Annotated in this window: 25 protein-coding genes; 5 read left to right on the top strand and 20 right to left on the bottom strand. The window is 68.4% G+C overall.

Annotation, left to right across the window (positions count from 1 at the left end; all coding sequences use genetic code 11):
- The first annotated feature begins 118 nt into the window (after positions 1–118).
- From wecB to DMH03_RS34170, 3 genes are all read left to right on the top strand, one after another.
- Entirely contained in the window at positions 119–1,288 is a 1,170-nt protein-coding gene (gene wecB / locus DMH03_RS34180) for a non-hydrolyzing UDP-N-acetylglucosamine 2-epimerase (RefSeq protein ID WP_233611800.1), read from the top strand.
- A complete protein-coding gene (locus DMH03_RS34175; RefSeq protein ID WP_125796140.1) occupies positions 1,285–3,006 on the top strand; it encodes a DUF2334 domain-containing protein in 1,722 nt (573 codons plus the stop codon). The genes wecB and DMH03_RS34175 overlap by 4 nt, the downstream gene beginning before the upstream one ends.
- 74 nt (positions 3,007–3,080) lie before the next feature.
- The gene (locus tag DMH03_RS34170) at positions 3,081–3,629 is read left to right on the top strand and encodes a hypothetical protein (RefSeq protein WP_125796139.1); all 549 of its coding nucleotides are present in this window, start codon (positions 3,081–3,083) and stop codon (positions 3,627–3,629) included.
- Positions 3,630–3,641: 12 nt separating this feature from the next.
- Here DMH03_RS34170 and DMH03_RS34165 read toward each other — a convergent pair whose 3' ends face one another.
- Both DMH03_RS34165 and DMH03_RS34160 read right to left on the bottom strand, forming a co-directional pair.
- Positions 3,642–3,821, bottom strand: coding sequence for a hypothetical protein (locus tag DMH03_RS34165; RefSeq protein WP_199749129.1), 180 nt, complete (start codon positions 3,819–3,821; stop codon positions 3,642–3,644).
- A 179-nt stretch (positions 3,822–4,000) separates the two neighbouring features.
- On the bottom strand, positions 4,001–4,483 hold the full coding sequence (locus DMH03_RS34160; RefSeq protein WP_125796138.1) for a hypothetical protein: 483 nt from the start codon (positions 4,481–4,483) through the stop codon (positions 4,001–4,003).
- A gap of 249 nt (positions 4,484–4,732) precedes the next feature.
- Between DMH03_RS34160 and DMH03_RS34155 the strand changes: the two genes are divergently transcribed.
- Entirely contained in the window at positions 4,733–5,620 is an 888-nt protein-coding gene (locus tag DMH03_RS34155) for a hypothetical protein (RefSeq protein ID WP_125796137.1), read from the top strand.
- 446 nt (positions 5,621–6,066) lie between these two features.
- Here DMH03_RS34155 and DMH03_RS34150 read toward each other — a convergent pair whose 3' ends face one another.
- The 6 genes from DMH03_RS34150 to DMH03_RS34125 all read right to left on the bottom strand — a co-directional run bounded on the left by DMH03_RS34150 (position 6,067) and on the right by DMH03_RS34125 (position 10,945).
- Positions 6,067–7,143, bottom strand: a complete 1,077-nt coding sequence (locus DMH03_RS34150) for an SAVED domain-containing protein (RefSeq protein WP_125796136.1) — start codon at positions 7,141–7,143, stop codon at positions 6,067–6,069.
- Between the two features lie 148 nt (positions 7,144–7,291).
- On the bottom strand, positions 7,292–7,522 hold the full coding sequence (locus DMH03_RS34145) for a hypothetical protein (RefSeq protein WP_125796135.1): 231 nt from the start codon (positions 7,520–7,522) through the stop codon (positions 7,292–7,294).
- Between the two features lie 137 nt (positions 7,523–7,659).
- Positions 7,660–7,923, bottom strand: a complete 264-nt coding sequence (locus tag DMH03_RS34140; protein ID WP_125796134.1) for a hypothetical protein — start codon at positions 7,921–7,923, stop codon at positions 7,660–7,662.
- Positions 7,924–8,052: 129 nt separating this feature from the next.
- Positions 8,053–9,336, bottom strand: coding sequence for a lipopolysaccharide assembly protein LapB (locus tag DMH03_RS34135; RefSeq protein WP_233611790.1), 1,284 nt, complete (start codon positions 9,334–9,336; stop codon positions 8,053–8,055).
- On the bottom strand, positions 9,333–10,505 hold the full coding sequence (locus DMH03_RS34130) for a 26S protease regulatory subunit (protein ID WP_125796133.1): 1,173 nt from the start codon (positions 10,503–10,505) through the stop codon (positions 9,333–9,335). Before DMH03_RS34130 ends, DMH03_RS34135 begins: the two co-directional genes overlap by 4 nt.
- A complete protein-coding gene (locus tag DMH03_RS34125; RefSeq protein WP_125796132.1) occupies positions 10,502–10,945 on the bottom strand; it encodes a hypothetical protein in 444 nt (147 codons plus the stop codon). Before DMH03_RS34125 ends, DMH03_RS34130 begins: the two co-directional genes overlap by 4 nt.
- Positions 10,946–11,113: 168 nt before the next feature.
- Here DMH03_RS34125 and DMH03_RS34120 point away from each other — a divergent pair, with 168 nt between their 5' ends.
- Positions 11,114–12,178 (top strand): DUF5925 domain-containing protein, encoded by a 1,065-nt coding sequence (locus tag DMH03_RS34120; protein ID WP_233611789.1) that lies wholly within the window; start codon positions 11,114–11,116, stop codon positions 12,176–12,178.
- A 60-nt stretch (positions 12,179–12,238) separates the two neighbouring features.
- On the opposite strand, the gene DMH03_RS42170 is transcribed toward DMH03_RS34120, so the two are convergent.
- The 12 genes from DMH03_RS42170 to DMH03_RS42710 form a co-directional block, all read right to left on the bottom strand.
- Positions 12,239–12,448, bottom strand: coding sequence for a hypothetical protein (locus DMH03_RS42170; RefSeq protein ID WP_158633147.1), 210 nt, complete (start codon positions 12,446–12,448; stop codon positions 12,239–12,241).
- A gap of 603 nt (positions 12,449–13,051) precedes the next feature.
- On the bottom strand, positions 13,052–13,582 hold the full coding sequence (locus tag DMH03_RS34110) for a hypothetical protein (RefSeq protein ID WP_148106387.1): 531 nt from the start codon (positions 13,580–13,582) through the stop codon (positions 13,052–13,054).
- 45 nt (positions 13,583–13,627) lie between these two features.
- On the bottom strand, positions 13,628–14,740 hold the full coding sequence (locus DMH03_RS34105; RefSeq protein ID WP_125796130.1) for a serine hydrolase: 1,113 nt from the start codon (positions 14,738–14,740) through the stop codon (positions 13,628–13,630).
- An 11-nt stretch (positions 14,741–14,751) separates the two neighbouring features.
- Positions 14,752–15,561, bottom strand: a complete 810-nt coding sequence (locus tag DMH03_RS34100; RefSeq protein ID WP_125796129.1) for a hypothetical protein — start codon at positions 15,559–15,561, stop codon at positions 14,752–14,754.
- Complete coding sequence (locus DMH03_RS34095; protein ID WP_125796128.1) at positions 15,558–15,887, bottom strand: WXG100 family type VII secretion target; 330 nt, start codon at positions 15,885–15,887, stop codon at positions 15,558–15,560. Before DMH03_RS34095 ends, DMH03_RS34100 begins: the two co-directional genes overlap by 4 nt.
- Positions 15,884–16,231, bottom strand: a complete 348-nt coding sequence (locus DMH03_RS34090) for a YbaB/EbfC family nucleoid-associated protein (protein ID WP_125796127.1) — start codon at positions 16,229–16,231, stop codon at positions 15,884–15,886. The genes DMH03_RS34095 and DMH03_RS34090 overlap by 4 nt, the downstream gene beginning before the upstream one ends.
- A gap of 43 nt (positions 16,232–16,274) precedes the next feature.
- Complete coding sequence (locus DMH03_RS34085; protein WP_125796126.1) at positions 16,275–16,982, bottom strand: ESX secretion-associated protein EspG; 708 nt, start codon at positions 16,980–16,982, stop codon at positions 16,275–16,277.
- The gene (locus DMH03_RS34080; RefSeq protein ID WP_125796125.1) at positions 16,979–17,323 is read right to left on the bottom strand and encodes a hypothetical protein; all 345 of its coding nucleotides are present in this window, start codon (positions 17,321–17,323) and stop codon (positions 16,979–16,981) included. The genes DMH03_RS34085 and DMH03_RS34080 overlap by 4 nt, the downstream gene beginning before the upstream one ends.
- Positions 17,320–18,357 carry a hypothetical protein gene (locus DMH03_RS34075; protein WP_125796124.1) on the bottom strand — a complete coding sequence of 346 codons (1,038 nt, stop codon included), beginning with the start codon at positions 18,355–18,357 and terminating at the stop codon, positions 17,320–17,322. Before DMH03_RS34075 ends, DMH03_RS34080 begins: the two co-directional genes overlap by 4 nt.
- Before the next feature lie 121 nt (positions 18,358–18,478).
- Positions 18,479–20,830 carry a helix-turn-helix transcriptional regulator gene (locus DMH03_RS34070; protein WP_125796123.1) on the bottom strand — a complete coding sequence of 784 codons (2,352 nt, stop codon included), beginning with the start codon at positions 20,828–20,830 and terminating at the stop codon, positions 18,479–18,481.
- 508 nt (positions 20,831–21,338) lie between these two features.
- Positions 21,339–21,560, bottom strand: coding sequence for a DUF1883 domain-containing protein (locus DMH03_RS34065; RefSeq protein WP_233611788.1), 222 nt, complete (start codon positions 21,558–21,560; stop codon positions 21,339–21,341).
- A 20-nt stretch (positions 21,561–21,580) separates the two neighbouring features.
- Positions 21,581–22,039: an STAS domain-containing protein gene (locus DMH03_RS42710; protein WP_233611787.1), complete on the bottom strand. Its 459-nt coding sequence runs from the start codon at positions 22,037–22,039 to the stop codon at positions 21,581–21,583.
- Positions 22,040–22,150 lie beyond the last annotated feature (111 nt).

Raw genomic sequence — 22,150 nt, 5'->3', positions numbered from 1 at the left:
TCGCACAAACGATCATGCGAAGTGCGCGAATCGCTGAAAAGAATATTCGAACCTTGGGGGAGTAATGGTTTGGAATCGACAGGAAAGCGAAGCGACCCGGCCTCGGGTGTGGCTCGTGATGGGGACCCGGCCGGAGGCGATCAAACTGGCGCCGGTCGCCGGGGCGTTCGCCGCCGGGGGCCGGATGGAGCCGTACCTGGTCGCCACCGGACAGCATCCGACGATGGTCGGGCAGGCGCTGGAGACGTTCGGCGTTCGCGCGGACGCCACGTTGCCGCTGCACCGCCGCGACGGCGGCCAGCCCGAACTGCTCGGCCAGATGCTCACCGGTCTGGACGCGCTGGCCGATCGTGAACCGCCCTCGGTGGTGGTGGTCCAGGGGGACACCACGACCACACTGGCCGGCACGCTCGCCGCGTTCTGGCGGCGGGTCCCGGTGGTGCATCTGGAGGCGGGCCTGCGCTCGTTCGATCTGGCCTCGCCCTTCCCGGAAGAGCTGAACCGGCGGCTGGTCACCCAAGCCGCTTCTCTGCATCTGCCGCCGACGTCGGCGGCGGCCGAGAACCTGCTTCGCGAGCAGGTTCCCGCCGAGCGGATCGTGGTCACCGGCAACACTTCGGTGGACGCGATCCGCGCGATCGCCGACCGCGGGGCGGTGGCCTACCAGGACGAGCGGGTCGCCGCGGCCGTGGAGGCGGCCACCCGCGGCGAGCGGCTGGTGCTGGTCACCGCGCACCGCCGCGAGTCCTGGGGCGAACCGCTGCGTCAGGTGCTGCGCGCGGTCACCGAACTGGTCGCCCGGCACGCGGACGTGCACGTGGTCCTGCCCGCGCATCCGAACCCCGCCGTCCGAGAGCTGGTCGACGACGAACTGGGCGGCCTGCCTCGCGTGGTGGTGACCGAGCCGTTGCGCTACGAGGAATTGGCCGGTGTGCTCGCGTCCGCCACGCTGGTCTTGTCCGACTCCGGCGGGATCCAGGAGGAGGCACCCACCTTCGGCGTGCCGGTGCTGGTGTTGCGCGAGGTCACCGAACGGATGGAAGCGGTGCACGCGGGCTGTGCCCGGTTGGTCGGCACCGATCGCGAGCTGATCGTGCGGACGGCGTCGGAACTGCTGACCGACCGCCGGGCCCGGGCGGCCATGATGACCAACGGCAACCCGTTCGGCGATGGAAGGGCCGCGTCGCGCACCGAACGCGCGCTGGCCAGGCTGCTCGGCCTGAGCGCCGAACCGGTCGAGGAATTCGACGCGGATTCGCGTGTGGTGGCGGGGGGTGTGCTGGTATGACCCGCAAGGAAAACCGGCGCCGGCGCACACCCGCCGGACTGCGCTTCGCGGCGCTGGCCGTCGTCGTCGCGACCGGATTGGTGATGCTGGTCGTCTACACGCGGCCGGCGAGCGCGATACTCGCTTCGCCCGCGGCCGCCCCGGTCTCCCTCGGCGACCGGCTGGAGATGACCAGCGAGGTCGGCAGCCCTGGTCCCGGCGGGAACCGCGCACACCGGACGCTGGTGGTCTACGACGCCGGTGAGCGGGACGCGCCGAACCCGCCCGCCGGCGCGGACGAGGCCGGAATGGCCGAGGCGCACGCGATGCAGACCGCGAACCTGGTCTCACGGGCGGGCGCCTGGACGATGCGCGCCGCGGCCGACTACCGCGCGGGCGAGATCGGCGGATACCAGGCGCTGGTCTACGTCGGTTCGATCAGCGAAGCCGCGCTACCGGCCGTGTTGCTCGCGGATGTGGCCGCCGCGAAGGTGCCGGTCGTCTGGATGGGTGAGAACATTCATCGCCTGGCCGAACACGACCCGGGCATCACCGCGCGCTGGGGCTGGACGCCGGTGGGCCGCACGCCGACGTCGCCGACCGAGGTCCGCTACAAGAGCGTGTCGCTCGAGCGCAATCCCGAGATCGGCTCGGTTCCGTTGGTACGGCGGGACAACCCGGCGGTCAACGAAGTGCTCGCGGACAGCGTGGCGGCCGGCGAGCACACGCCGTGGGCGGTGCGCTCGGGGACTTTCACCTACCTCGCGGAGGCGCCGTTCTCCTACGTCAACGAGGGAGACCGGTACCTCGCCGCCGCCGACATCCTGCTCGGCACGCTCGCTCCGAAAACCGTGGAGCGGCACCGGGCGCTCGTGCGGATCGAGGACATCGGCCCGCGCACCGACGCGGGCCAGATCCGCCGGATCGCCGATCTGCTGGGCGGGCAAGGGATTCCGTTTTCGCTCGCGGTCTACCCGTACTACGCGGACCCGCACGGTGTGGCCAACGGCGGCAGGCCGACCTTCGCCCGGCTCGTGGACAGCCCGGTCTTGGTGGACGCGCTGCACTACGCGATCCGGCGCGGCGCGACGATGATCATGCACGGTTACAGCCACCAGTTCGAGGAGATGGCGAACCCTTACGGCGGGGCGAGCTCCGCGGACTACGAGTTCTACACGGCGATCGTCGACAAGAACAACCACGTCGTCGAGACCGGCCCGGTCCCCGGCGATTCCGCGGAATGGTTCCGCGGGCGGATCGCCACCGGGCTCGGCGAGTTCCGCCGGGTCGGGCTGCCCGAACCGGAAGTGTTCGAATTCCCGCATTACGGTGGATCGGCGGTGGACTACAAGGAAGTCAGCTCCCACTTCGCGGCGCGCTACGACCAGGGCAGCTATTTCGCGGGATACTGCCCGCGCGGTGCCTGCGGCTCCACCTCGACGGTGTCCTACCAGACCAAATACGGTCAGTACTTCCCTTACCCGGTGCGGGATGTCTACGGCGCGGTGGTGATACCCGAGAACCTCGACCACGTCGCGCCGGAACCGTTCAACCAGCATCCGGCCCGGCTGCCCGCGGACCTGCTCGCCGACGGCGCCAAGTCCAAGGTGGTCCGCGACAACGTGGCCAGCTTCTTCTTCCACCCGTTCCTGCCCTTGGAACACCTGAACACGGTCGTCCTCGGCCTGCGGGCGCAAGGATACGAGTTCAGCACCGCCAGTGAGGTCGCCCGTGGCTGAGCACCGCGACTCAGGTGACAGGTGAGCCGTAGACTCACGAGGGATCGAATGACCCTGACTGGAACCCGGTGCTCATGTTCGCTTTGACAGGTATTGTCGAGCCACTGATCGCGCAGGGGTACGTCGACGTGAACACGGTGCGCGGCTGTTCCGACCGAGAGGTCGAGGCGTTGATGTCGGCCCAAGGTGTGGACACCCTGCCCGCACGCTACGTCGAGTTCCTGAAGTTCGGCGGAAAGAACCCGTACTGGCTGAGCCAGGACGGCGAATGGGATTTCGGGTGGCTCCTCGAAGTGAAAGAGATCGCCCGGGAGATCGTCGTCGACGACTACGAGGCAGACTTCACGCCCTTCGAGGACGCCTTCGTTTTCCAGACTCACCAGGGATATGGGTTCCACTACTTCAAAGCAGGCGACCTTGCCGAAGCCGATCCGACCTTCTCCACCTTCTGCGGGTTCCGGCCGATAGCGGACAGCCGGCTGTCGTTCACGGCCTGGCTCCGCGATCTCGCGAAAGCACTGCCCGCGACCGTCGAACTCGTCAAATCGATGTACGGCGCGTGGAAGGTTCCCGAATTGGGCCCGGTTCCCGGCTGGAGCGGCGACGGGAACCCATCGAGGTGAAGCCGCGGTTTGTCAGCTCCGGTCGGTTCTGCTGAGTGTTCCGTTGACGCTGCTCTCGGGGGCTGGGCGGCGGGCGGTCCGGGGGAGCTCGACTTCCTTGAGCTCGCCGTCGTAGAGCATCCACAGGCCGAAGCAGTCGTCGTCTTCGTCATGGACGAGGACCTGAAGTGAGGCCGGATCGGGCCAGGGCATGGATTCCAGGTGGGCAAGAGCCCATCACTTCCTCGGCATCGCGCGCCAGCACGATGACCTCCGCGAATCTGCTCATGCCGTTCAGCATATGGTCGAGCTGTAGCCGATGGTGAGCCGAAACCCACCGGGCTCGGCCCGGTTCCCCTCGGAACCGGGCCCGTTCCCGACGTGGCCTGAACTCAACGCCGGTAGTGGACCTCGCCGCGCAGCGCCGGTGCGGTGGGGCCGGCACAGCGCTGTTCGAACGTGGCGTCGAGGGCGGTGAGTCCCGCGGCGCCGCGTTCGATGCGGCTGATCGTGAACGTCGAGTAGTCGTCCGAGCAGCCCAAACCGGTGGAGATGGCGAGGATGCGGGCTCCCGTCGCGTGGTCGTACGAGCCGACCTGGAGCGCGCCGGACGGGGCGCTGAAGTCGAGTCTGAAGTGGTAGAAACCGTTGTCGGCGTCGGCGTCCACGCGCAGGACGTCGCCGACCTCGCGGATCATCACCTCGTGCTCGGGCGAGTCGACCCAGTGGCCGCTCTTCCCGTCGACCGGGAAAGCACCCTGCTCGGCGGCGAAGTCGATGCTCGCGATCGGCTCGCCGCCCGCCGCGGCGGGTGCGAACGCGCCGATCAGACCCGCGGCGACGGCGAACGTGGTGAAGGCATGACGGAGTTTCATGATTCTCCTCGGTGTACGCCGCCCCCAGTGAGCGGACGTCACCGATCTTGCCCAGGTTCCCGTCGCTGCGCACGAGTAGTACTACTCAGCCTGCCTCGACCGTCCTTTTTGGAGTGTCGTGAAACTCTCAAGAAACCCGCGCGTGTACAGGATTTTGAAGAGCTTCGGGTGCCATTGCCGGGTGTCCGGTGATGTGCCAGCATCGTCGTTATGACGGTCGGCGATGTCAGAATGGCCACTTTTGTCTTCTTGCGAGATCGGATCACCGGGCTGCTGGCGCCCACTGGCTGCGGTTTCGACGTCTACCCGCACGGATCCTTCGTGAAGGGCACTCAAGTCGATCCGTACGGCGACGTCGACATCGTGGTCGAACTTTGTCACCCGATCGTGCCCGAGTGGCGAGGCGGCTTCGAACCGGCCCCCGGTACACGGTTCGGCAAACGGGTGAAAGGCCGGGCGCCCACACCGGAATTCCTGTGGTTCAAGGAAACCGTGGCACGAGCGCTGAGTTACGACTTCGAGACGATGTCGCCGGGCCTGGCGTCGATGGTCGCGTGGGGCAAGGTCCAGCGGGTGCTCAAGGTGGCGCCGGTCTTCCCTGGCCACGTCAACGCCGATCTGCTGGTCTGCCAACGGTTCCTGGAGACGCCGCCCATTTCCCTGAACACGGCGGACCAGGGCGTCATTTTCTGGGACGGCCACGGAGAACTCCAGGTCAGCCATCCGCGGAAGTACATCGCGAAGGTCAAGGAAAAGGACATGCGCACCGACGGCATGTTCACGCAATTCGTCCGGCACCTGAAGACGAACCATGTCGGCATGAAGCATCAGGGCGCCGGGAGCAGGCGTTCGTCCATTCCGGGGCAGAAGGTCCCCATGGACTCGTCGCTGGGCGTGTCCTCGGCGACGCTGGAAATGCTGGCGTACGGGGTTCCCAACGATCACTACTCCTCCCGAAGCCTGAACGCGACGCGGAAGAAGGTGAGAACCTACCTTCGCGCTGTCGCCGAGACCGAACGCTCGCGTGAGTCCTTCGTGCCGTGGGATCTCGTCAACGACACGACCTATCCGCAATGGATCGAGTTCATGCACGGAGGATTCAGGATGCTGCTCTCGAACGAGAAAATGTGGTCCTGACGATCAGGTCGAAGGGGCTCGCAGGTCCGTGAGGGCCTCCCTCCCTACCCTGAGAGTAGGGAAGGGGCAAAGTCGTATAGCCGCTGGTGAAGTGGGTGGCGAGTGACGATTCGGGTTCTGGTGACGGGTGGGGGCTCGTCACGGTGGCCTGACACCTTCTCGACTGTCCACAGGGGACACTTTCCGGATAGCGATGCCTGATTTAGGCGTTGTGCAGGGGTCGTGAGTGGTAATGATCGTTCTAACGATCATTACCACTCACGACCCCCATCGAGAACCGCACATCTAGCCATCAATCAGACATTTCGCCGCTCGGAAGTGTCCCTTGTGGACACTCGGGGGCTTGACGCGTGCCTCGAGTAGCTCACGACCCTGAACCGAACAGCGGTTATACGACTTTGCCGGGACCCTGTGTACTTCAACCCGGCATCACGCAAGAAGTGGAATCAGGCCGAAGGGGGAAACGGCTCGTAGGAGCCGCTGGTCGCGTCGAAGGTGAACGCCGTCCACCGCCCGTGTTCCGGCGAGGCCAGCCGGGCACCGAGTGCGACCGCGATCGCGACCGGCCCGCTGAGGAAGATCGCGTGCCCGCCGGTCCGGGCGCCGGCGGTCAGTGGCGCTTCGCGCCAGGCGCGGCAGATCTGCTCCACCGCCCCGGTGAAGGTGGCGGTGTCCTCGGTCAGCACCGGTGACCCGGTCCGGATCCGCAGGAGGTAGCCGAAACCGTGGCGACGGCAGGATGCCATCACCTGGTCGAAGAACTGGTCGCCGCGGCCCTGCAGATCCACCGCGAGGGCGACCTTGTCCGGGTCGCCGTCGTCGACGGCCTCCAGCCGGTCGACGTCCAGCGGTTCGACGTCGGAGTCGATCGCGCGCAAGGACGTCGCGGGGAAGTACGCCGGTGCGCCGTCGGCCTGCCGGATGGCGTGCACCACCACCTCGCGGGCGTGGGTGTAGCCCAGCCGGGCGCCGAACCAGAACGCGACGTGCAGCGGCATGGTGGGGATCAGGTTGATCCGGACGGCGTCGGGGCTCAGGCGTTCGGCCATCGTGGTGGCGGACAACGTTTCGTCGGCGAGGGCGTCGACCAGTTCGCGGTCCCGGGCGCCGTCGCCGGGCAACTCGATGCCGGTCTTCAGCGTGATCGTGCAGGTGCGCCGGCTGAACTTCTCCGCCTGCTGCTCCAGTTGCCGGGCGCGGGCCTGTCCGCGCCTGCCGTCCGACGCGGTGACCACGATGCCGACCCGCACTCGACGGCGGAGACGGCTCCTCGCCCACAGGCCGAGCGTGACCAGGGCGAGCCCGGCGAAGAAGGCCAGCACGAACCACCATCGCCCGGCCGGCTCACCTGCCAGGAACGACTTCGCGGCCTCGACCCCGAACCCGCCCGCCGCCATCCCGCCGACCGTGAGCGGGGCCGTGCCATCGGTGACGGCCGCCCACCGTCCCGCGGAGCCGCCGGAAGTGTCACCGGAGCCGACGACCGTCAGCCGGGGCGATACCGGCCGTCCTGAATCTGTCACCACAGCCATCCGTTCGTGGTGTGCTCGAACCAGCGGATCGGACCACTCTATTCGGCAGGCCGCGGACTCGCTGTGGCGGTCGAGGACGGGCGTCGGCGGCAGAACGGGGTCCTCCCACGCGATCACGGGGGAGGACCGGACCGTCCGTCTACCGCTTGATGTAGAGGTCCCACGACCACGCCGACGCGGAGCAGAAGTAGGCTGACCACCGGCCGTTCTGCTGGCCGGAGTGGCCGTTGAGCCGGCAGTCGCCCTCTGTCGACCAGCTGGACTCGTAGTAGTACCTCGGGTCGACGCCCGCGCTGGCAGGTTGCGCGAACGCGATCATCGACGCCAGCGCGCCCATGACGGCAGCGGTGGCCGCGATCTTCTTCTTCACTTGTGTAGCCCCAGTTCTGTCTTGTGACACGTGCGCGCACAAATAATCATGAAACGGGCGTGCTTGTCTGCAGAACGGGCACAGTGAACAGTGCCGCGCCGGGCCCAGCGGCACCGGCGCGGCACGTCAGTCCGAGCTCACTTGTCGTAGTACAGGTCCCAGTCCCAGCCGGAGAACTGGCATTCGTACACGGACCACTTGCCCTTCTTCAGACCCCAGTTGCCGACCGTCTTGCACGATTTCAGCGTCCAGTAGTCGTCGTAGAACTTCATCCCGGCGGTCCCGACCTGCTGGGCAGGCTCCGGCGCCGCGGGGGCGGCGCCGGCCGACGCCACGCCGAGTGGCAGCGCGGCGACCGCGATCCCGGCCGCGAGTGCGGCCTTGGTGACGTACTTCCGCATGAGTGTTCCTCCCCTGTCGATCACGCCCGTCCCTCGGACGCGTGATCAGGTTGGATCGCATGCACGGCCGCTACAACACCTTTGCGTTCAGGTGAAAAGGGCAGCCAGAGCCGACCGTGATCTCGCCGATCAGCGACGTCCCGGGGCCGAGGGTTCCTCGGTCTTCCAGGGTGCCGGTCGCGGGTCCCGGCCGCCGAAGCCGGCCACCCGGTCCCAGATCCAGTCGGCCATCGAGTCGGCGACGGGCTCGTCGGGCTGTCCCGGCCGACGCCGGACCAGCGCCCCGAACGCGACGACGACCAGGTAGGTCCCGGCGTCGTCGGTCATCACCTGTTCCCAGACCTCGTTCTCGGGCCAGCCGGGGTGGGCTGCCGGGTCGGCCTCGATCTCGGCGTCCATGGCGATGATCTCGTCCGCCGACATCAGGCGGAACGGCTCGGCCGTACCCCAGGTGGCACCGGAGCTGGGCTCCTGGCCGTCGTGCCAGGTCACCAGCCGCTTCGCCACCATCGAGCCGACCTTCTTGCCTGCCAGATCCGCGGCGCCTGGCCGCAGGGTGGCGCGCAGGTCCGCGGGCAGCACGGCGTCCAGCGCCGCCAGCGCGGAAGGCAGGTCGATGCCGAGCCGATGGTCGCGCATCTGCTGCCACGCCATCTCGAGCGCGCCAGTGCCTTGGATGTCCGCCAGGGTGATGTCGTCGCCGCGTGCTTTCTCGACGATTTGCAGCATGGCCCGAGCGGTCCCCAGCAGGCTCCGCAGCAGGTCGTCGGTCGGATCCTCGCGCAGCAGCCGCAGAGCGAGTTGTTCGGCGTCATCGAACCGGTACTGCGCCAGGTAGGCGTAGCCGAGCAGCATGCCGACCCAGGAGTCCGGCGCGTTCGTCCGGATGGCCTCCTCGGCCGCGGGAGCGAACCGTTCGGGTGGTGCGAAGGTTTCCAGCAGGTACTGCGCGCGTTTCCGCAGCGCTTTGGGGAGGTCGTCCGCCGTCGTCCGCGCGCACAGGGCCACCGCCTCGTCGAGTTGCCGCCACCCGGCCTCGTGCTCCCCGGAGCTTGCCTGGGCATGGCCGAGTTGCATCCAGTCGTCCCAGTCCTCCTGGTTCTCGCCCAGCACGGTGCGCGCCCAACGCAGCGCCTCGTCATGGTTGTTCTCCGCCGATTCCAGCTGCCGAAGCGCACGAGCCGCCATCGTGAACCAGCTGTTGCGGAGAGCGGCGACCTGGAGGAACAGCCGCCGCGCCTCGTCGACTTCGCCGCACACCTCACGGTGATCCCCGAGCACCATCAACGCGCTGCTCCGTTGCGGCTGGCTCGCGAGCACCCGCAGCGCCAGTTCGGCGATCTTGGGATGCGTCGGCTGTGCTTCGATGAGTTCCCAGGCGAGGTCGAGGTCGCGCTCCACGTCGGCGCTCATCGCATGCCTCGCTTGACCCGGTATGCCCGGAGCTGGTCGAAGGTCCCGTCGTCGACGCCGTATTCCAGGACCGGAGCCACCTGGTCGAACCAGGACGTCGTGGACGGGGTGATGCCGCCGGCCGCGGCCAGCAGCGCGTCGGTGGTGACCGGTACCAGCTCGCCCTTGCCCAGCGACTCGACCATCGCCTGCTGCAGCACGGTCGTCGTCAGGTGACCGAGGTCGGCACCGGAGAACCCCTCGGTCGCCGCCGCGACGGCCACGACGTCGACATCGTCGGCGGGTTTGCCGTCAAGGGCGCCCTGGACGATCGCCGCCCTGGCGACCGCGTCGGGTGGCAGCACCAGCACGGTCTTGTCGATCCGGCCCGGTCGGCGCAGTGCGGAGTCGATGTCCCACGGCCGGTTCGTCGCGGCGAGGAAGTACACCCCGTCGTTCGCTCCGGCCATGCCGTCGAGCTCCTCCAGAAGCTGAGTGACGAGCATCCGCATCGCGTGCGATCCGCCTCCACCGGAGGTACGCCGTCCACCGAGCGCGTCGAACTCGTCGAAGAAGATCACGCACGGTGTCGCCGCGCGGGCATGGCGGAACACGCTCTGGATCGCCTTCTCGCTTTCCCCGATCCACTTGCTGAGCAGGTCCGCGAGGGTCACGTGGATGAAGGACGCGCCGAGATCGCCGGCGATCGCCCTGGCGATGAACGTCTTGCCGCAACCGGGCGGGCCGTACATCAGCAGCGACCCGCCCGGCTTCTGCCCGAACGCCGCCGCCAGCTCGGGGTTGCGCAGCGGAGCGAGAAACGCGGTGTCCAGGTGCTGCTTGACCTCGGCGAGACCCGCGACGTCGGCCAGCGTCACCGCCGGGCGCTCGGCGTCCCACAGCGACGCGGGCACAGCGGCGCCGCTGTCCTGACGGTCCTCGTCGGCCGGGGCCGGAACCGGGGTCGAAGTGCGCATCCGCGCCGCCATCAGCCGGGCGCGCAGCAGCCGGGCCCGCGCCGGATCGCCGCCGCGGGCCTCGAACGCGGCCAGCTCGGTGGCGGCGCGGTCCGGGTCCTGTTCCAACAGCAGCGTGACGAAGTCCTCGCGCAGCGCCAGATTGCCGGGGTCGGCCGCCACCTCACGCGCGATGACCTCGACGAAGCCGTTGTCCGGAGTGTCACCGTTCATGGCGCGGTCCCTTCGATCCAGTCTTTGAGCAGCCCCAGGTTCGCCAATGGGATGTAGTGGCCGATCCGCGGATGGTCCAGCGTCACACCGAAGACGCCGGCCTCGCCGAACGAGGCGACGTAATCGATCGCGGCAGGCATCGGCACGCCGAACAAGGGCACCGTGCCCCCGTCCGGATCGGCGAGGCCGAGGCCGCGGGCGGCTTCGTTCGCACGCTCGGCGCTGCTGTAGAGGCAGATCATCGGCCCCTGCTCGGCGGCCACGGCGTACGGACGGGGCCGGTCGGCCGGGCCGCGCGCGATGAAGAACCAGTGCTCCAGCGAAGTCGCCTGGCGCCACAGTGCGATCTGCGCCGTCGTGTCTCCGGCGGGAGCTGCTTTGACCGCCTGGTCGAGGCGATCCAGCTCCGCGACCATCTCGGGGCTGTTGTCTCTGGTCATTCGTTCTCTCTCGTCCGGGCTGTCGTTACGTCCGTTTCCAGACCAGAGAAAACCATCCCGTCGATCGTGGCGGACAGGCGGCCGTCCTTCCGCACATGATCCCTGTCAGGGGTGATTTGGGGGACGGTCCCTGATGTGCGGCCGCCTCACCGGATGGATCGTGGCTTCGTGACAGCGACGACAACGGAAACATCCCATCCCGTACCGACCGAAACCCTTGACCGAGCGATGTTCTTCGGTGGCAACGCGCCGATGGAAGGTGTGCTGAACTCGCTGGCGATGGAGCATTTCATCACCGGGTCGAAACCACATTCCCGGGCAGCCGAGATCACCGAGGTCTCACCGGACGCGACGCTGCTGCCCCCGGGAGTCAGCGCGGATCTGACGTATGAGCTGGACGGGCGGCGTTCACACCTCGCCCACGGTCCCGGATGGACACTCGTGGCGATGCGCAGGCGTGCCGGTGCCGCGACGGTGTGCGTATGTGCCACCTCCGGCGACCTGGCGGACGAGGTGCTCGCGGCCGCGGTCCGAACGGCGCGGACGGGTACGCCGGGGGAGTCGGCCGTGCCGGTCGGCTTCTGGCACGTCCAGGGGTGCGGTGGCGCGGGCGTACGTGCGCCCAGGTCCATGGACTTGCCGCCGTGGCAGGCGATCCGCGATAATTACCCGCGGTCGGCGGTGACCGCGCTCGACTCGCTCATGGCGGTGCGCCCGCAGGACATCACGGGCAGGCTGGTACTTCTCCACGGCCCCGCGGGCACCGGCAAGACGACCACCGTGCGCGCGCTCGCGCAGGAATGGCGGGACTGGTGCCAGGTCGACAACGTCCTGGACCCCGAGGTGCTGTTCGCCGATCCGGGCTATCTGACCTCGGTGGTGCTCGGCGAGGAGCGAGCGGACCGGCGGAAATGGCGGCTGCTCATCCTCGAGGATTGCGATGAACTGGTCGGGGCGGACGCGAAGCGCGACTCCGGGCAGGCCCTGTCCCGGCTGCTCAACCTGACCGACGGATTGCTCGGTCAGGGCCTGGACATCTTGGTTTGCCTGACCACGAACGAGAACGTCGCACGGCTGCACCCCGCGGTGGTCCGGCCGGGCCGGTGTCTCGCGGAGATCGAGATCAGCAAGCTGCCGCACGACGAGGCGGCCACCTGGTTGGGCACAGGTGCGGAGATCGGCGCGGAGGGCGCCACACTGGCCGAGCTGTATCGCCTGCGAGCCTCGGTCTGATCCAGCCCTCACCGAGTTGAACAGGATTCGTCGTTCGCCGGATCCGCGGCTGGCGGGCTGTTAGGGTCCGGCCATGCGAATGTGGTGGTTCGGCCTGGTCGTGGGCGCGGGTGCGCTGCTCGGCGCGTGCGCCGGGGGCGGGTCGGGGAGCGGCAAGGTGGCGCCCTCGACGACGGTGACGACCCCGACGACAGCGCTCGTGCCGCAGTCCCCGGTGACCACCACGACGACGCCGCCGACGCAGCCGACGCCGGAGACGACCCGGACCACGACTCATCGCACCACGACGACCGCGAAGCGCACGACCGCGAAACGTACGACGGCCCCGCGCCACACTTACACTCGGAGACGCTGACCCTTAAGGCAAATGTGTCGCGTTCCTGGGCGAGGCCAGTGGTGGGGCGAAGGCTCCCTTCGCCGCGTCTGATGCGGTGATGGGCGCCTTCGGACCTGGTTGGACGCGGGTCATGACTCGTATGACGGCTGTTGAGCTCCCGACACTCCTTGACTACCCACAAAGGACGCTTCCGGGGCGCGGATGCCCGGTTGCGCTCCTGCGTAGGCGTTCTTCTGGTAGTGAGGGCCTCCTTGCCTACTCTGATGGTAGTGAAGGAGGCTTTCGCTACTTTCAGATGTGATCCGTGGTGACGGTGGGACGGTAGTGACCTCGGCGGCCGGTCGTGAAGTACATGAAGGCCCCCTTCCTTGCGTCTAGCGCAAGGAAGGGGGCCTTCATGTACTTCGGTAAGGCGTGACTTGCGTGCTTGGGGACGTGACTCGCGTGTCAACACGCGAGATCCGGTCTGAGCAGCGAAACCGCGCATATAGGCACCAAGTGGATGTCCGGCCGTCAGGCGTAATCCTTTGTGGACACTATCCATCCCGCCAGTGCCGCAGGGTCCCCATTTTGTATTCGCGTATACCGTCCCACGCGAAGAAGATCACGGTCTTGAATCCGACAAATCCTTCAGGCCAATCGTGACCACATACCTGTGTGGTTCCGGCGCCTGAATGGTTGTAGCACATCCAATACCGATCGGTCCCGTCGACCGTCATCTGTACCCGTGCCATGACCGGATTTCCGTCGTCGCAGTGGTCTCGAACCGTGACGTAATCCCCGTCGAGAGTGACCCACGCGTCGCCCACGGACTTCCGCTCTCCCCAGCAGTCCATCGAGGTGGCCATGCTGACGGGTCCGACATCGATGCTCGTGTAGCCGGATGCCGCGGCGACGGCGCCCGTGGCGAACATCTGCGATGAAAGAACCAGCGCTGTTGCCACGACCAGCGTGGGAAGGCGCGAAAAACGGGGCATTGTGTTCCCTTCGGGTTCGAGTATTGCCTTGACCTGCTGCCGCGGATTGCTGCCCGTTCGACGGTAACGCGGGCCTTGTTCCGAGTGCATGGGTCATTCGAACCACAAATCAGGACTTGAAAAAGTACCGTGCCCTCAATTCCCCTCACAAAGGGCGGAGTTGGCGACGTCGATGGCGCTCGGGTCGGTCGGGAGCCGGTTCGAGTTGGTCATGACCGACGCGAACCGGCCGTCGTCGGTGGCCAGCGTGAGCGACGCGTGCCCGGTCGGCAGGAGACCGTCGTGCCCCCAGGCCACGCCGCCGCAGGACAGCTGGATGCTGAACTGCCCGAGCCCGTATCCGGCGGGCGCGTTGGGCGTCCACGGCACCACGGTGCGCATCTCCGCGAGGGCCTTCGGCGAGACGACCTGGCCCGAACCGAGCGCACGACTGAACTTCGCGAGGTCCGCCAAGGTGGATTCCATCGCGGCCGCCGAACTCCAGCGTGACAGTTCGAACGAGGTCGTCATGTCCACCCAGAAGTAGGCGCCGCCGAGCTGGAAACCCTGGTAGCCGGGCAGGTACGGATCGGCGAGCGTCCGCTTTCCCGGCGGCGGGAACGAGGTTTCGGCCAGTCCGAACGGTTCGATGATCCGCTCGGTGATCGCGTCGCCGACGTACTTGCCCGTGAGCTTCTCGATCAGCAGGCCGAGTACCTGGTAGCCGACGTTGGAATAGTGGTAGGTCCCTGGCGCGGACACCGGTTTGTCGTCCATCGCGGCCCGCACGAGGGCGGCCAGGTCGTACGTGCCGTCGGGCTTGGTCTTCGCGCCGGCGGCGTCGTGGGGGAATCCCGCGGTGTGGTTGAGCAGCCGGCGCACGGTGATGACGGTGCCGTCGAAATTCCCGGTGACGACACCGGGCAGATACCGCTCGATGGGAGCGTCGAGGTCGACGGCGCCCTCGTCGAACAGCTGGAGCACCACGACCGCGGTGAACGTCTTGGTCTGGCTGGCGATGCGGAAATGGTCGTCCGCCGTGATGGGTCGCTGCCCGGGGCTGGTGGCCGAGCCGCTCGACAGGGTCCACGAGCCTCGCCCGTCGCCGGCGTGGACGGCCGCGCCGGGGCCCGCTTTCCGCTGGTATCGGTCGAGTACGGCTTGGGTGGCGGCGTGGTCGCCGGCCTCGCCCTCCGTCGCGGGCGCGACCGGCGCGGCGAGCGCGACGGCCAGTGCGATACCCGCGATCCGCTGGGTCTTCGTTCCCATTCTCTTCTCCCTCAGTTTTCGCCGGAGTTTCGCGGCTTGGTTTCCGGTGCGGAAGCGGGTTTCGACGACGGCTCGGCGCCGGAGGACTCGCCGATCGCGTCGAGTCCTTTCTCGACGACGTCGAGCACACCGGCGACGCCTTCGAGCAACTTCACGAGGTTCTCGCCGCTGGCGAGCAATTCGCCCAGTTTCGCCGCGATCCGGCCGCCGTGGTCGACGGCGATCGCCACGCACTCCGGGATCGCTTCGGCGATGCTGGCGCCGAACGTCGCGGGTGCCGCCGCGATGGCCCTGGTCATGATCGGCACGATCTTTCCGACAGCCTCGGTGATCAGGCGGGTGACGATGTCGACGACCTGCGCCACCACCTCGCCCGCGGCGGCTATCGCTTTCGCGTTGGTCGCCGCGGACTCCGCGACCGCTTTCATCCCGTCGACCAGTTTCGTGGCCGTCGCGGTGTAGTCCTGTTCGGCGTCGCCGGACCACTCGCTCGTCTCGTTCTCCGCCGTGGAGCCGTAGTCGTCGGCGACGGAGTTCGCGCTCCGCGAGACCCTTTCGTGCTCACCGGAGGGGGCGGACACCGACGCCGGCTCACCGCGAAGCTGCCCGAGCGGCTCCTCGAGGAACGAGATCATCGGCGTCAGGAAGTCGCATCCCGCACTGCTCAGCGCGGACAGCGGGCTCGCCGTCGAACCGAGCATGTCGAGCGAGACGGCGGTCTCACCGCTGAGATCCGCGGACAGCCATTCCTTGCCACCGACGGAATCCCGCGTGACGCGGAGGTTCGCGAGCGCGGTGCCGACCTCGACCGCCGTCGTCATCGTGTTCCCCCGCCGAACGTGCCGCCTGTGTTCAGCCGCGCGGCGTGGTCTTCGTCCGTGCGCTGATACAGGTCGGCCGCTCGCCGCAGGCCGTCACCGACCTTGTCCATGGTCGACGCGGTGTGGGCGAACGCGTCCCTCGTCCGGTTCATCGCGGCACCGATGCCCGCGGTGATGCACTGCGCGAACGGGCCGAGGGCCGTGGCCGTCAGCTCACCGGGCAGCGAGGTGCCGAAGGACGACAACTGATCGGCGTGCGCGGCGAGCCTGCCCGCGTGCCGGCGCAGCTGGTCGGAATCGACGGTGTAGGAAGGTTCCGCGGTCATCGCACGACCTCCGGTGAGAGGTGCCGGGTGAGCCGGGTGAGTGCCGGGCCGTCGCCGAGATACCCGGCCATCACGTCGGCCATCCGTTCACCGGCGAGACGCTGGGCCTCGCGTGCGGTGGTCACGATGAGAGCGGCGAGCCCGCCGGCTTCGAGCTTGCGGGCCATCGGCGTCAACGCGATGTCCTTGAGCACGCCTGCCGCGTTGACCGAAACGGTGACCTCACCCCGAGGCGAGCGTGCCGTCGCGCCTGCCTGCTCGAGGCTCTCCTGAGCCTGACGCGCGCCGTCCGCCGCGTGTTCGAGCCTGCCGCGGTAGTCGGCGAGCCATTGTGCCGGTTCCATGGTGTTCCCCTTTCCTGGTTTCCCGGTGTCTTCGAACGCGTCGTCACTGGCGGGCCAGTGCCGCCGCCTCGCGTAGTACGCGAACAATTTCGTTGTGCCGCAACGGGTTGACGCTCACCCAGCCGCGATCGTCGTGGTCGATCCGGACTCTCCCGTCAGGACCGTCCAACCAGGACAGTTCGAGTGGTCGCTCGCCGCCAGGCCCGCGTAGGACACCGAACTGGCCGCGTCCCGTCACCGAAGGCAGCACGGTGGCGAGTGCTTCGACGGCCGTTTGGTCGCCGTCGGCACCCGGCGGCAAGGTGATCGGCATGGCCGGTGCGGCCGCCATCTCCGGGAGGAAGCTCGCGAGTGTGTCCGCCAGCGCGTCGTACGCGACCGTCGTGACGGTGACCGGGCCCGGCGTGCCGTCGATCGGCTGGCCGCACAGGACCGCGTGGTCTCCGTGGGGCAACGCCACGAAACCGGTCACGGCCCCCTGACGGGCCAGCACCAGATCGATCGAGCTGTGGTACCCGCGCAGTGCGGCCACCAGATCCGCCGCCACGCCGACGGGTTCGTCCGCCGTGGCGAGGCCACGCTCGGCCAGCGAGCCGCCCGCGGCACGGAGCAGGGCCTCGCGTTCGCCCGCGAGCCTGCCTGCCGAGGGGACCCGCAACGGAAACGGCGGCCGTTTCCCCGCATAGGTCGCCAGCAGATCCAGCTCCACGAGTTCGAAGCGGCTGCCGTGTTCGCCGAGCGGGGTGGTCATGAGCCTCGCCCCGTTTCGACGGACTTCGCGCCGGCCCTGAGATCGTCGCCGGACTGTTCGTCGTGCTCCTGGTACTTGCGCTTGGCGGCCGCGAGCATCCGCTGGTATTCCCTGACTTCGCGTTCCGTGGACGCGACCTCGCCCGCGAGGCCGGATCCGGCCTCCCGCAAGCGGTTCGCCAAATGCACGGCGGGCGGCGCTGTTCCCAGCATCGGCAGCCGTTCCGCGAGCCTGCTCGCGGTGGCCACCAGATCGGCGGTGAGATCGCCGAGATCGGCCAGCGTCGTGATGCGCGCGTCGAGCAGTTCCAGCTCGACTTCGATTCCTCGCCCGTCGCTCATCGCCGCTCCTGTCGGGGAAGGCCGATGACCGCCTCGCTGGCGGGTTCCGCGAGCGGGAAGAGCGCATGGTCGATCGTCGGCAGCTGGTTCGTGTGGTCGTCCTCGGCGGGCCGGTCGCGAGTGCCTGAGCCGTGCGGCCCCGGATAGCCCACGGAGCCGGTGCGCTTCGCGGCCGATTCGGCGGCCGCCTGCGCCGCCATCGCGCCGGGCGCGACCGGTAGCGCGGCAGTCCCCACCCGCGCACCGTTCGCGAGCGGGTTCACGAAGACGCCGGTCCCGGGGATACCCGCGGCGACACCGGCGCCGGTGAACGTCCCGACCGTCGCGCCCTGCCCGAGACCGCCGGTCTCGGTAAGGCACCGCCACGACGAACCGCTCGGGGCGGTGCCGTCCGACGGCGAGGCCGAGCCGCTCGCCGTGGTGCCGTCACTGCCCGGCATGGTCGAAGCAGCCGGGATCGTGCCCTGCGCCTGGCCGATCAGCCGGCTCGAGTTCGTCAGGCTCGACTCGTAGGTCCGCATCGCGTCGACGGCCCGCTGCTTCTGCACGTCGTTCGCGCTGGTGCCGGCGTAAAAGCTGAACCCGACGGCCCAGTTCGCCGACGGGTCGGTCATCGGTACGACCGGGTCACCCGGCGGAGCGGGCATCATCGCCCTCGCCCACGCGAGCGCGTCGGCCGCCTGTTCCGCGGCCCGCTCGCCCGCGTGGGCCAGTCCCGCGATCTTCTCCACCCGGTCGGCGAGCACGAGGAGGCGCCGCGCCGCTTCCTCCGCGCCACTGCCCTGCCAGCCGTCCAGCAACGCCGCGCGCTGCTCGCGCAGCACTTCCGCGTGGTTGACCAACGCCGCCCGGTGCGCGGACCAGTCGGCGGCGATCGTGCTGACGTCCGTGATGTCGGCGTCCTGCCACAGCATCCGGTGCAGTTCTTCGTGGCTGTAGGCCGCCCAGTTCACCCCGTCCTCCGGCGGCGCGGGCCTGCCGAAGTACACGCCCCACACCCCGGAGATACCAGCCGGCGATGTTTCGGTATCCACCCCTGAACCCCCTCCCGGGCCGATCACTCGTCGAGGTGACCCATGCTGGCGGCGGGCGTGCCGGAGCCGGAAGGTCGAGAAGCGGCCATTTGCGGCCGGTGGCACTGACCTGGGAAAAGGCCTAACGCCGGTCGCGGTAGGCCTTGGCGAGATGCTGCTGCAACCGGATGTGCCGGAACTGGTAGACGGCGCCGGACTGGCGCAGCACCCCTCGCCGGTGGGCGTCGTCGAGGAACGCGGTGATGGCCCACGGCAGCTTGCGGAGGAGGGGGAGCCGGAAGCGGCTGAAGATCAGCCACTGGCCCCACGCGGTGAAGGTGATCACGTACGCGAAGCCCGCGGCGAGCCCCGCCGTGAGGCCGAGCAGCGCACTGACCCTGAACGACCGCGAGAGATGCAGGGACGGGCCCGTGATGCCTTCCAACGCGGCAACGCCCGCGAAGGTGCCGAGGCCGATCGCGATCGCGAGCACCGGCGCGAACAAGCCGACGACGCGCAGCACGGTCGAGCGGTTCGCCGCGAGCAGATCGGCCGGGCTGGTGGCGGTGGTCAGGTCGGCGGGCACCTCCAGAAGGGTGAGGAGTGCCAGCAGCCCACCGCAGGCCGGGCCGAAGGCGAGCCCGAAGATGGCGACGTCGACGAGGATCAGGCGGAGGAGAAGGCCGAGATCGTCGATGACGACCAGGTCCGGCGAAAGCGCTCTCACGAAGACGCCGACGAAGGTGACGGCGATGGCCGCCAGCAGGCCGCCTGCCACGCCCGCCGCGAACCTCGTGACGATCTTTCTCCGGAGCCCGGGTCGTCGTGACGACCGGCCGAACAGCCGCACGCGGACGCGGGTCGGCTCCAGGGACCCGGTCTTGCGGGCCACCAGGAACGAATACAGCAGGCCGAACGGGACGGCGATCACGGCTCCGCTGACCAGCCCGTCGACGAAGACGACGGGCACCCGGAACCGAAGGCCGGAGGAGAGCGAGTTGAGCGGGGCCAAGACGAACCAGACGACGAGTGAGGTGGCCAGCCACGCGAAAGCCGTCACCAGGAGGACGCGCGACCAGCGGCTCAGCGAGCTGCCCAGCCGCCACCATTCGAGGTCGCCGGTATCCCGCCGGCCGAGGTCGTCGGCGAGGAAGCCCAGCCAGTGGCGAATCTGTTCGAGATCCCAGCGCTGGGGGACGTCGTCGCCGGTGGTCTCCCGCTGCCCGCGGTAGACGGTGGGGATGAACGTGTCGAGCAGGTGCTCTTCGAGAGCCTGCGCCGTCGGGAAGCGGTCGGTGTCCAGCAGGATCGCCGGGTCGCGGTCGCGTGCATCGCTGTAGACCGTCCGGGCCAGCCCGACCATGAGTGGGGTGCGCAGGACCGCGGCGAGGTTCGCGGCCGGTGCTTCGGCGGCGCGTAACGCGTCCAAGACCGGGTCCCACGCCGTCGCCGCGCTGCCGGAGGCGACGCGCCGGGCGGTCCGGGGCAGATAGCCGGCGAGGTCGTCGATGGTGAGGTCGGTCAGTTCGACGACGGCGGCGGAAGTCAGCACGACGAACTTGGCGACAGCGCGCTCGTACTCGTCGACGCGACTGGTCAGCAACAGTGGCCCGGAAAGGGAGTTGAGCTCCTCGAGCGCCGGCTGATGCAGGCCCTCGGCGATCTCGTCGAAGCCGTCGAGCACGGGCAGGATGAAGCCGGTGTCGACCAGCACCGCCGCGAGCGTCGAGCCGCCGGGCGCCCCCGCGGAGAGACCGGGATGGTCGCGCTGAAGCGTCTCGACGAGCCAGGTGCGCAAAGGCATGGCCGCCGGGTTCCACGAGCCGATGGTGAAGATCACCGGGACGACGCCGCCGGGATCCCGGGCGGCCAGCGCGTCGAGTACGAAACGCAGCGTCAGCACCGTCTTGCCCGCGCCCGCGTGGCCGAGCACCACCAGCTTCCGTGACGGGATACCGCGGTAGACGCGCGCGATGTCGCCGATCTCGCCCGAGAGATCCAGCGGTTCCGCGGTCATTCCGTGCGGAAAGCGGCAGATGTTGTCCCAGTGATCGGCGAGGTCGGCCGCGGTCCGCCACCGGACGGGCAGCGGGAAGGGATCGTGCACGCGGCGCAGTTCCTCCTCGCGCCGGAGCCGGACGGCGATGATCGTGGCCAGGTGATCCGCCGCTTTTTTGACCTCCGCGGGGATCGTGCGGACGAGGTCGGGGGCCGGGACCACGGGCGCGTCGTCGGTGTCGCTCGACGGCGCTTCGACGGGCTCGTCCGGTGGCCTGCCATCGGCGGCGGCGAGGAGGTCGCCGCGCTCGTGCGGGGTGAGACCGAGGGCGTCGGCGAGCAACGTCACGGTGCCGACGCGCGGGTCGGTCCCCTCGCCGTTCTCGAGCCGCCGGATGGTTCGCACCCCGAGACCCGCCCGGTCGGCCAACTCTTCCTGAGTCAGACCGGCCCGCCGGCGGGCATCGCGGAGGAGAACGCCCAACCGACTGACCACGGCGGACGTCCCTCCAGATGCGCTGTGCGACGAGGGATCATCGTAATGGTTCCAGCTCGACGAGTCCGAAGGTGCGTGGCTGCCGGCCGAGCATTACCGGCGGCGGCATCCCGGAGTCGGGCCGGGTGGTTCTGGGCTGGCCTGCGGGAGCCGGCCGTTATCCGAGTGTCCACAAGGGACACTTTCTGACGACTGAATGCCCGGTTGATGGCTGGATGTACGGTTTTTGATGAGGTCGTGAGTGGCAAAGGTCGTTCTAACCCTCATTGCCACTCACGACCCCCTCTTGTAGCTGCGCAAAGCGCCCAAATCGGGCACTTGGATCCGGACTGGCGTCCGGTGTGGACAGTCGCGCCTCGGGTCCGCTGCCGATGACTTGTCCGGCTTGATCGAGCAGACCGGCAGCCGCTCAAGAGCAACTTAAGCTACGTGGCATTGGGTTCTAACCCTCTTTATCACTCACGACCCCTAGAAAACCGTGCAAGCTGCCCTCTGTAAAGGGTATCCGTCAACGCGCGACCGATACCGCGGCCGGGAGCAATGGCGAGTTCAGGCCATCGACGTCCAGCACGACGTACCAATCTCCGTTTTGTGGAATGGTCACCTTGAAGAGGGGTGTGACAGCTACCCCGCCAAGCATTCGGTAAAATTGCTGTCGTTGGTAGGCGGCGAAATGATCCTTGGTCATCAAGCGCACGTTCGCCTTGGCCTTGAGTGCTACGGTGACCACCGCGTTGTGCCGTACAGTTCCTAGGTTGTAAGAGCGCCACCGCATTCTTCTCCTTGTGGCCTGAGAACAGATCGCGAGCGCCGCGCCTTTTCTTGACGCGGCCCCGCCTGGTGAAATAGGCAATGGGTAGCCGATTCGCCATCGTCGCCGGTGCTGGCAGGTGAGGCGATGGCTGCCGAACGTGACTCGTGGATGACCAGGTGTTCGTGCAGCCGGGTGATCCGCAGTGGCCGCCAGACGGCGCGCGTGGAGGCGACCAGCCGGAGGTCGGTATGCGGGGTGGCTTGCCGGTGGGCGGCCAGCAGGACTTCCAGCCCGGTGGAGTTCAGGAACCGCACGAGACTCAGGTCCACGATCAACCGTCGCGGCCGATGGCTCAACGCCGACTCGATCGCTTGGCGTGCCGTGGGTGTGGTGTGCAGGTCCAGGTCACCGTCCATGACGAGCACCGTTGTCCGGCCGAGTCGCTCCACGGTCACGGCCAACGGTGGGAAACGGTGCGCCGTGCCATCCGTTCGGGGACGAGGGGAACGGCGAGGATCGAGCGTTACGAGTTTCACGATCCGGGGCTCCAGACTGGCCGGCCACCG

Origin of the sequence: Amycolatopsis sp. WAC 01376 (assembly GCF_003947415.1) — a bacterium.
In the GTDB taxonomy this organism is placed as follows: Bacteria; Actinomycetota; Actinomycetes; order Mycobacteriales; family Pseudonocardiaceae; genus Amycolatopsis.
The sequence above is the reverse complement of the archived record's forward strand: the minus strand, read 5'-3'. Positions and strand labels throughout refer to the sequence as shown.

Bases quoted from the DNA above. Each gene is read 5' to 3' on its own strand.
- DMH03_RS34085 (WP_125796126.1), bottom strand. From the start codon at position 16,982: ATGACCACCCCGCTCGGCGAACACGGCAGCCGCTTCGAACTCGTGGAG.
- DMH03_RS34110 (WP_148106387.1), bottom strand. From the start codon at position 13,582: ATGCACTCGGAACAAGGCCCGCGTTACCGTCGAACGGGCAGCAATCCG.
- DMH03_RS34170 (WP_125796139.1), top strand. From the start codon at position 3,081: ATGTTCGCTTTGACAGGTATTGTCGAGCCACTGATCGCGCAGGGGTAC.
- DMH03_RS34140 (WP_125796134.1), bottom strand. From the start codon at position 7,923: ATGCGGAAGTACGTCACCAAGGCCGCACTCGCGGCCGGGATCGCGGTC.
- DMH03_RS34160 (WP_125796138.1), bottom strand. From the start codon at position 4,483: ATGAAACTCCGTCATGCCTTCACCACGTTCGCCGTCGCCGCGGGTCTG.
- DMH03_RS34105 (WP_125796130.1), bottom strand. From the start codon at position 14,740: ATGGGAACGAAGACCCAGCGGATCGCGGGTATCGCACTGGCCGTCGCG.
- DMH03_RS34175 (WP_125796140.1), top strand. From the start codon at position 1,285: ATGACCCGCAAGGAAAACCGGCGCCGGCGCACACCCGCCGGACTGCGC.
- DMH03_RS34095 (WP_125796128.1), bottom strand. From the start codon at position 15,887: ATGACCGCGGAACCTTCCTACACCGTCGATTCCGACCAGCTGCGCCGG.
- DMH03_RS34100 (WP_125796129.1), bottom strand. From the start codon at position 15,561: ATGACGACGGCGGTCGAGGTCGGCACCGCGCTCGCGAACCTCCGCGTC.
- DMH03_RS34130 (WP_125796133.1), bottom strand. From the start codon at position 10,505: ATGAACGGTGACACTCCGGACAACGGCTTCGTCGAGGTCATCGCGCGT.
- DMH03_RS34090 (WP_125796127.1), bottom strand. From the start codon at position 16,231: ATGGAACCGGCACAATGGCTCGCCGACTACCGCGGCAGGCTCGAACAC.
- DMH03_RS34135 (WP_233611790.1), bottom strand. From the start codon at position 9,336: ATGAGCGCCGACGTGGAGCGCGACCTCGACCTCGCCTGGGAACTCATC.
- wecB (WP_233611800.1), top strand. From the start codon at position 119: ATGGGGACCCGGCCGGAGGCGATCAAACTGGCGCCGGTCGCCGGGGCG.
- DMH03_RS34165 (WP_199749129.1), bottom strand. From the start codon at position 3,821: ATGCCCTGGCCCGATCCGGCCTCACTTCAGGTCCTCGTCCATGACGAA.
- DMH03_RS34125 (WP_125796132.1), bottom strand. From the start codon at position 10,945: ATGACCAGAGACAACAGCCCCGAGATGGTCGCGGAGCTGGATCGCCTC.
- DMH03_RS34080 (WP_125796125.1), bottom strand. From the start codon at position 17,323: ATGAGCGACGGGCGAGGAATCGAAGTCGAGCTGGAACTGCTCGACGCG.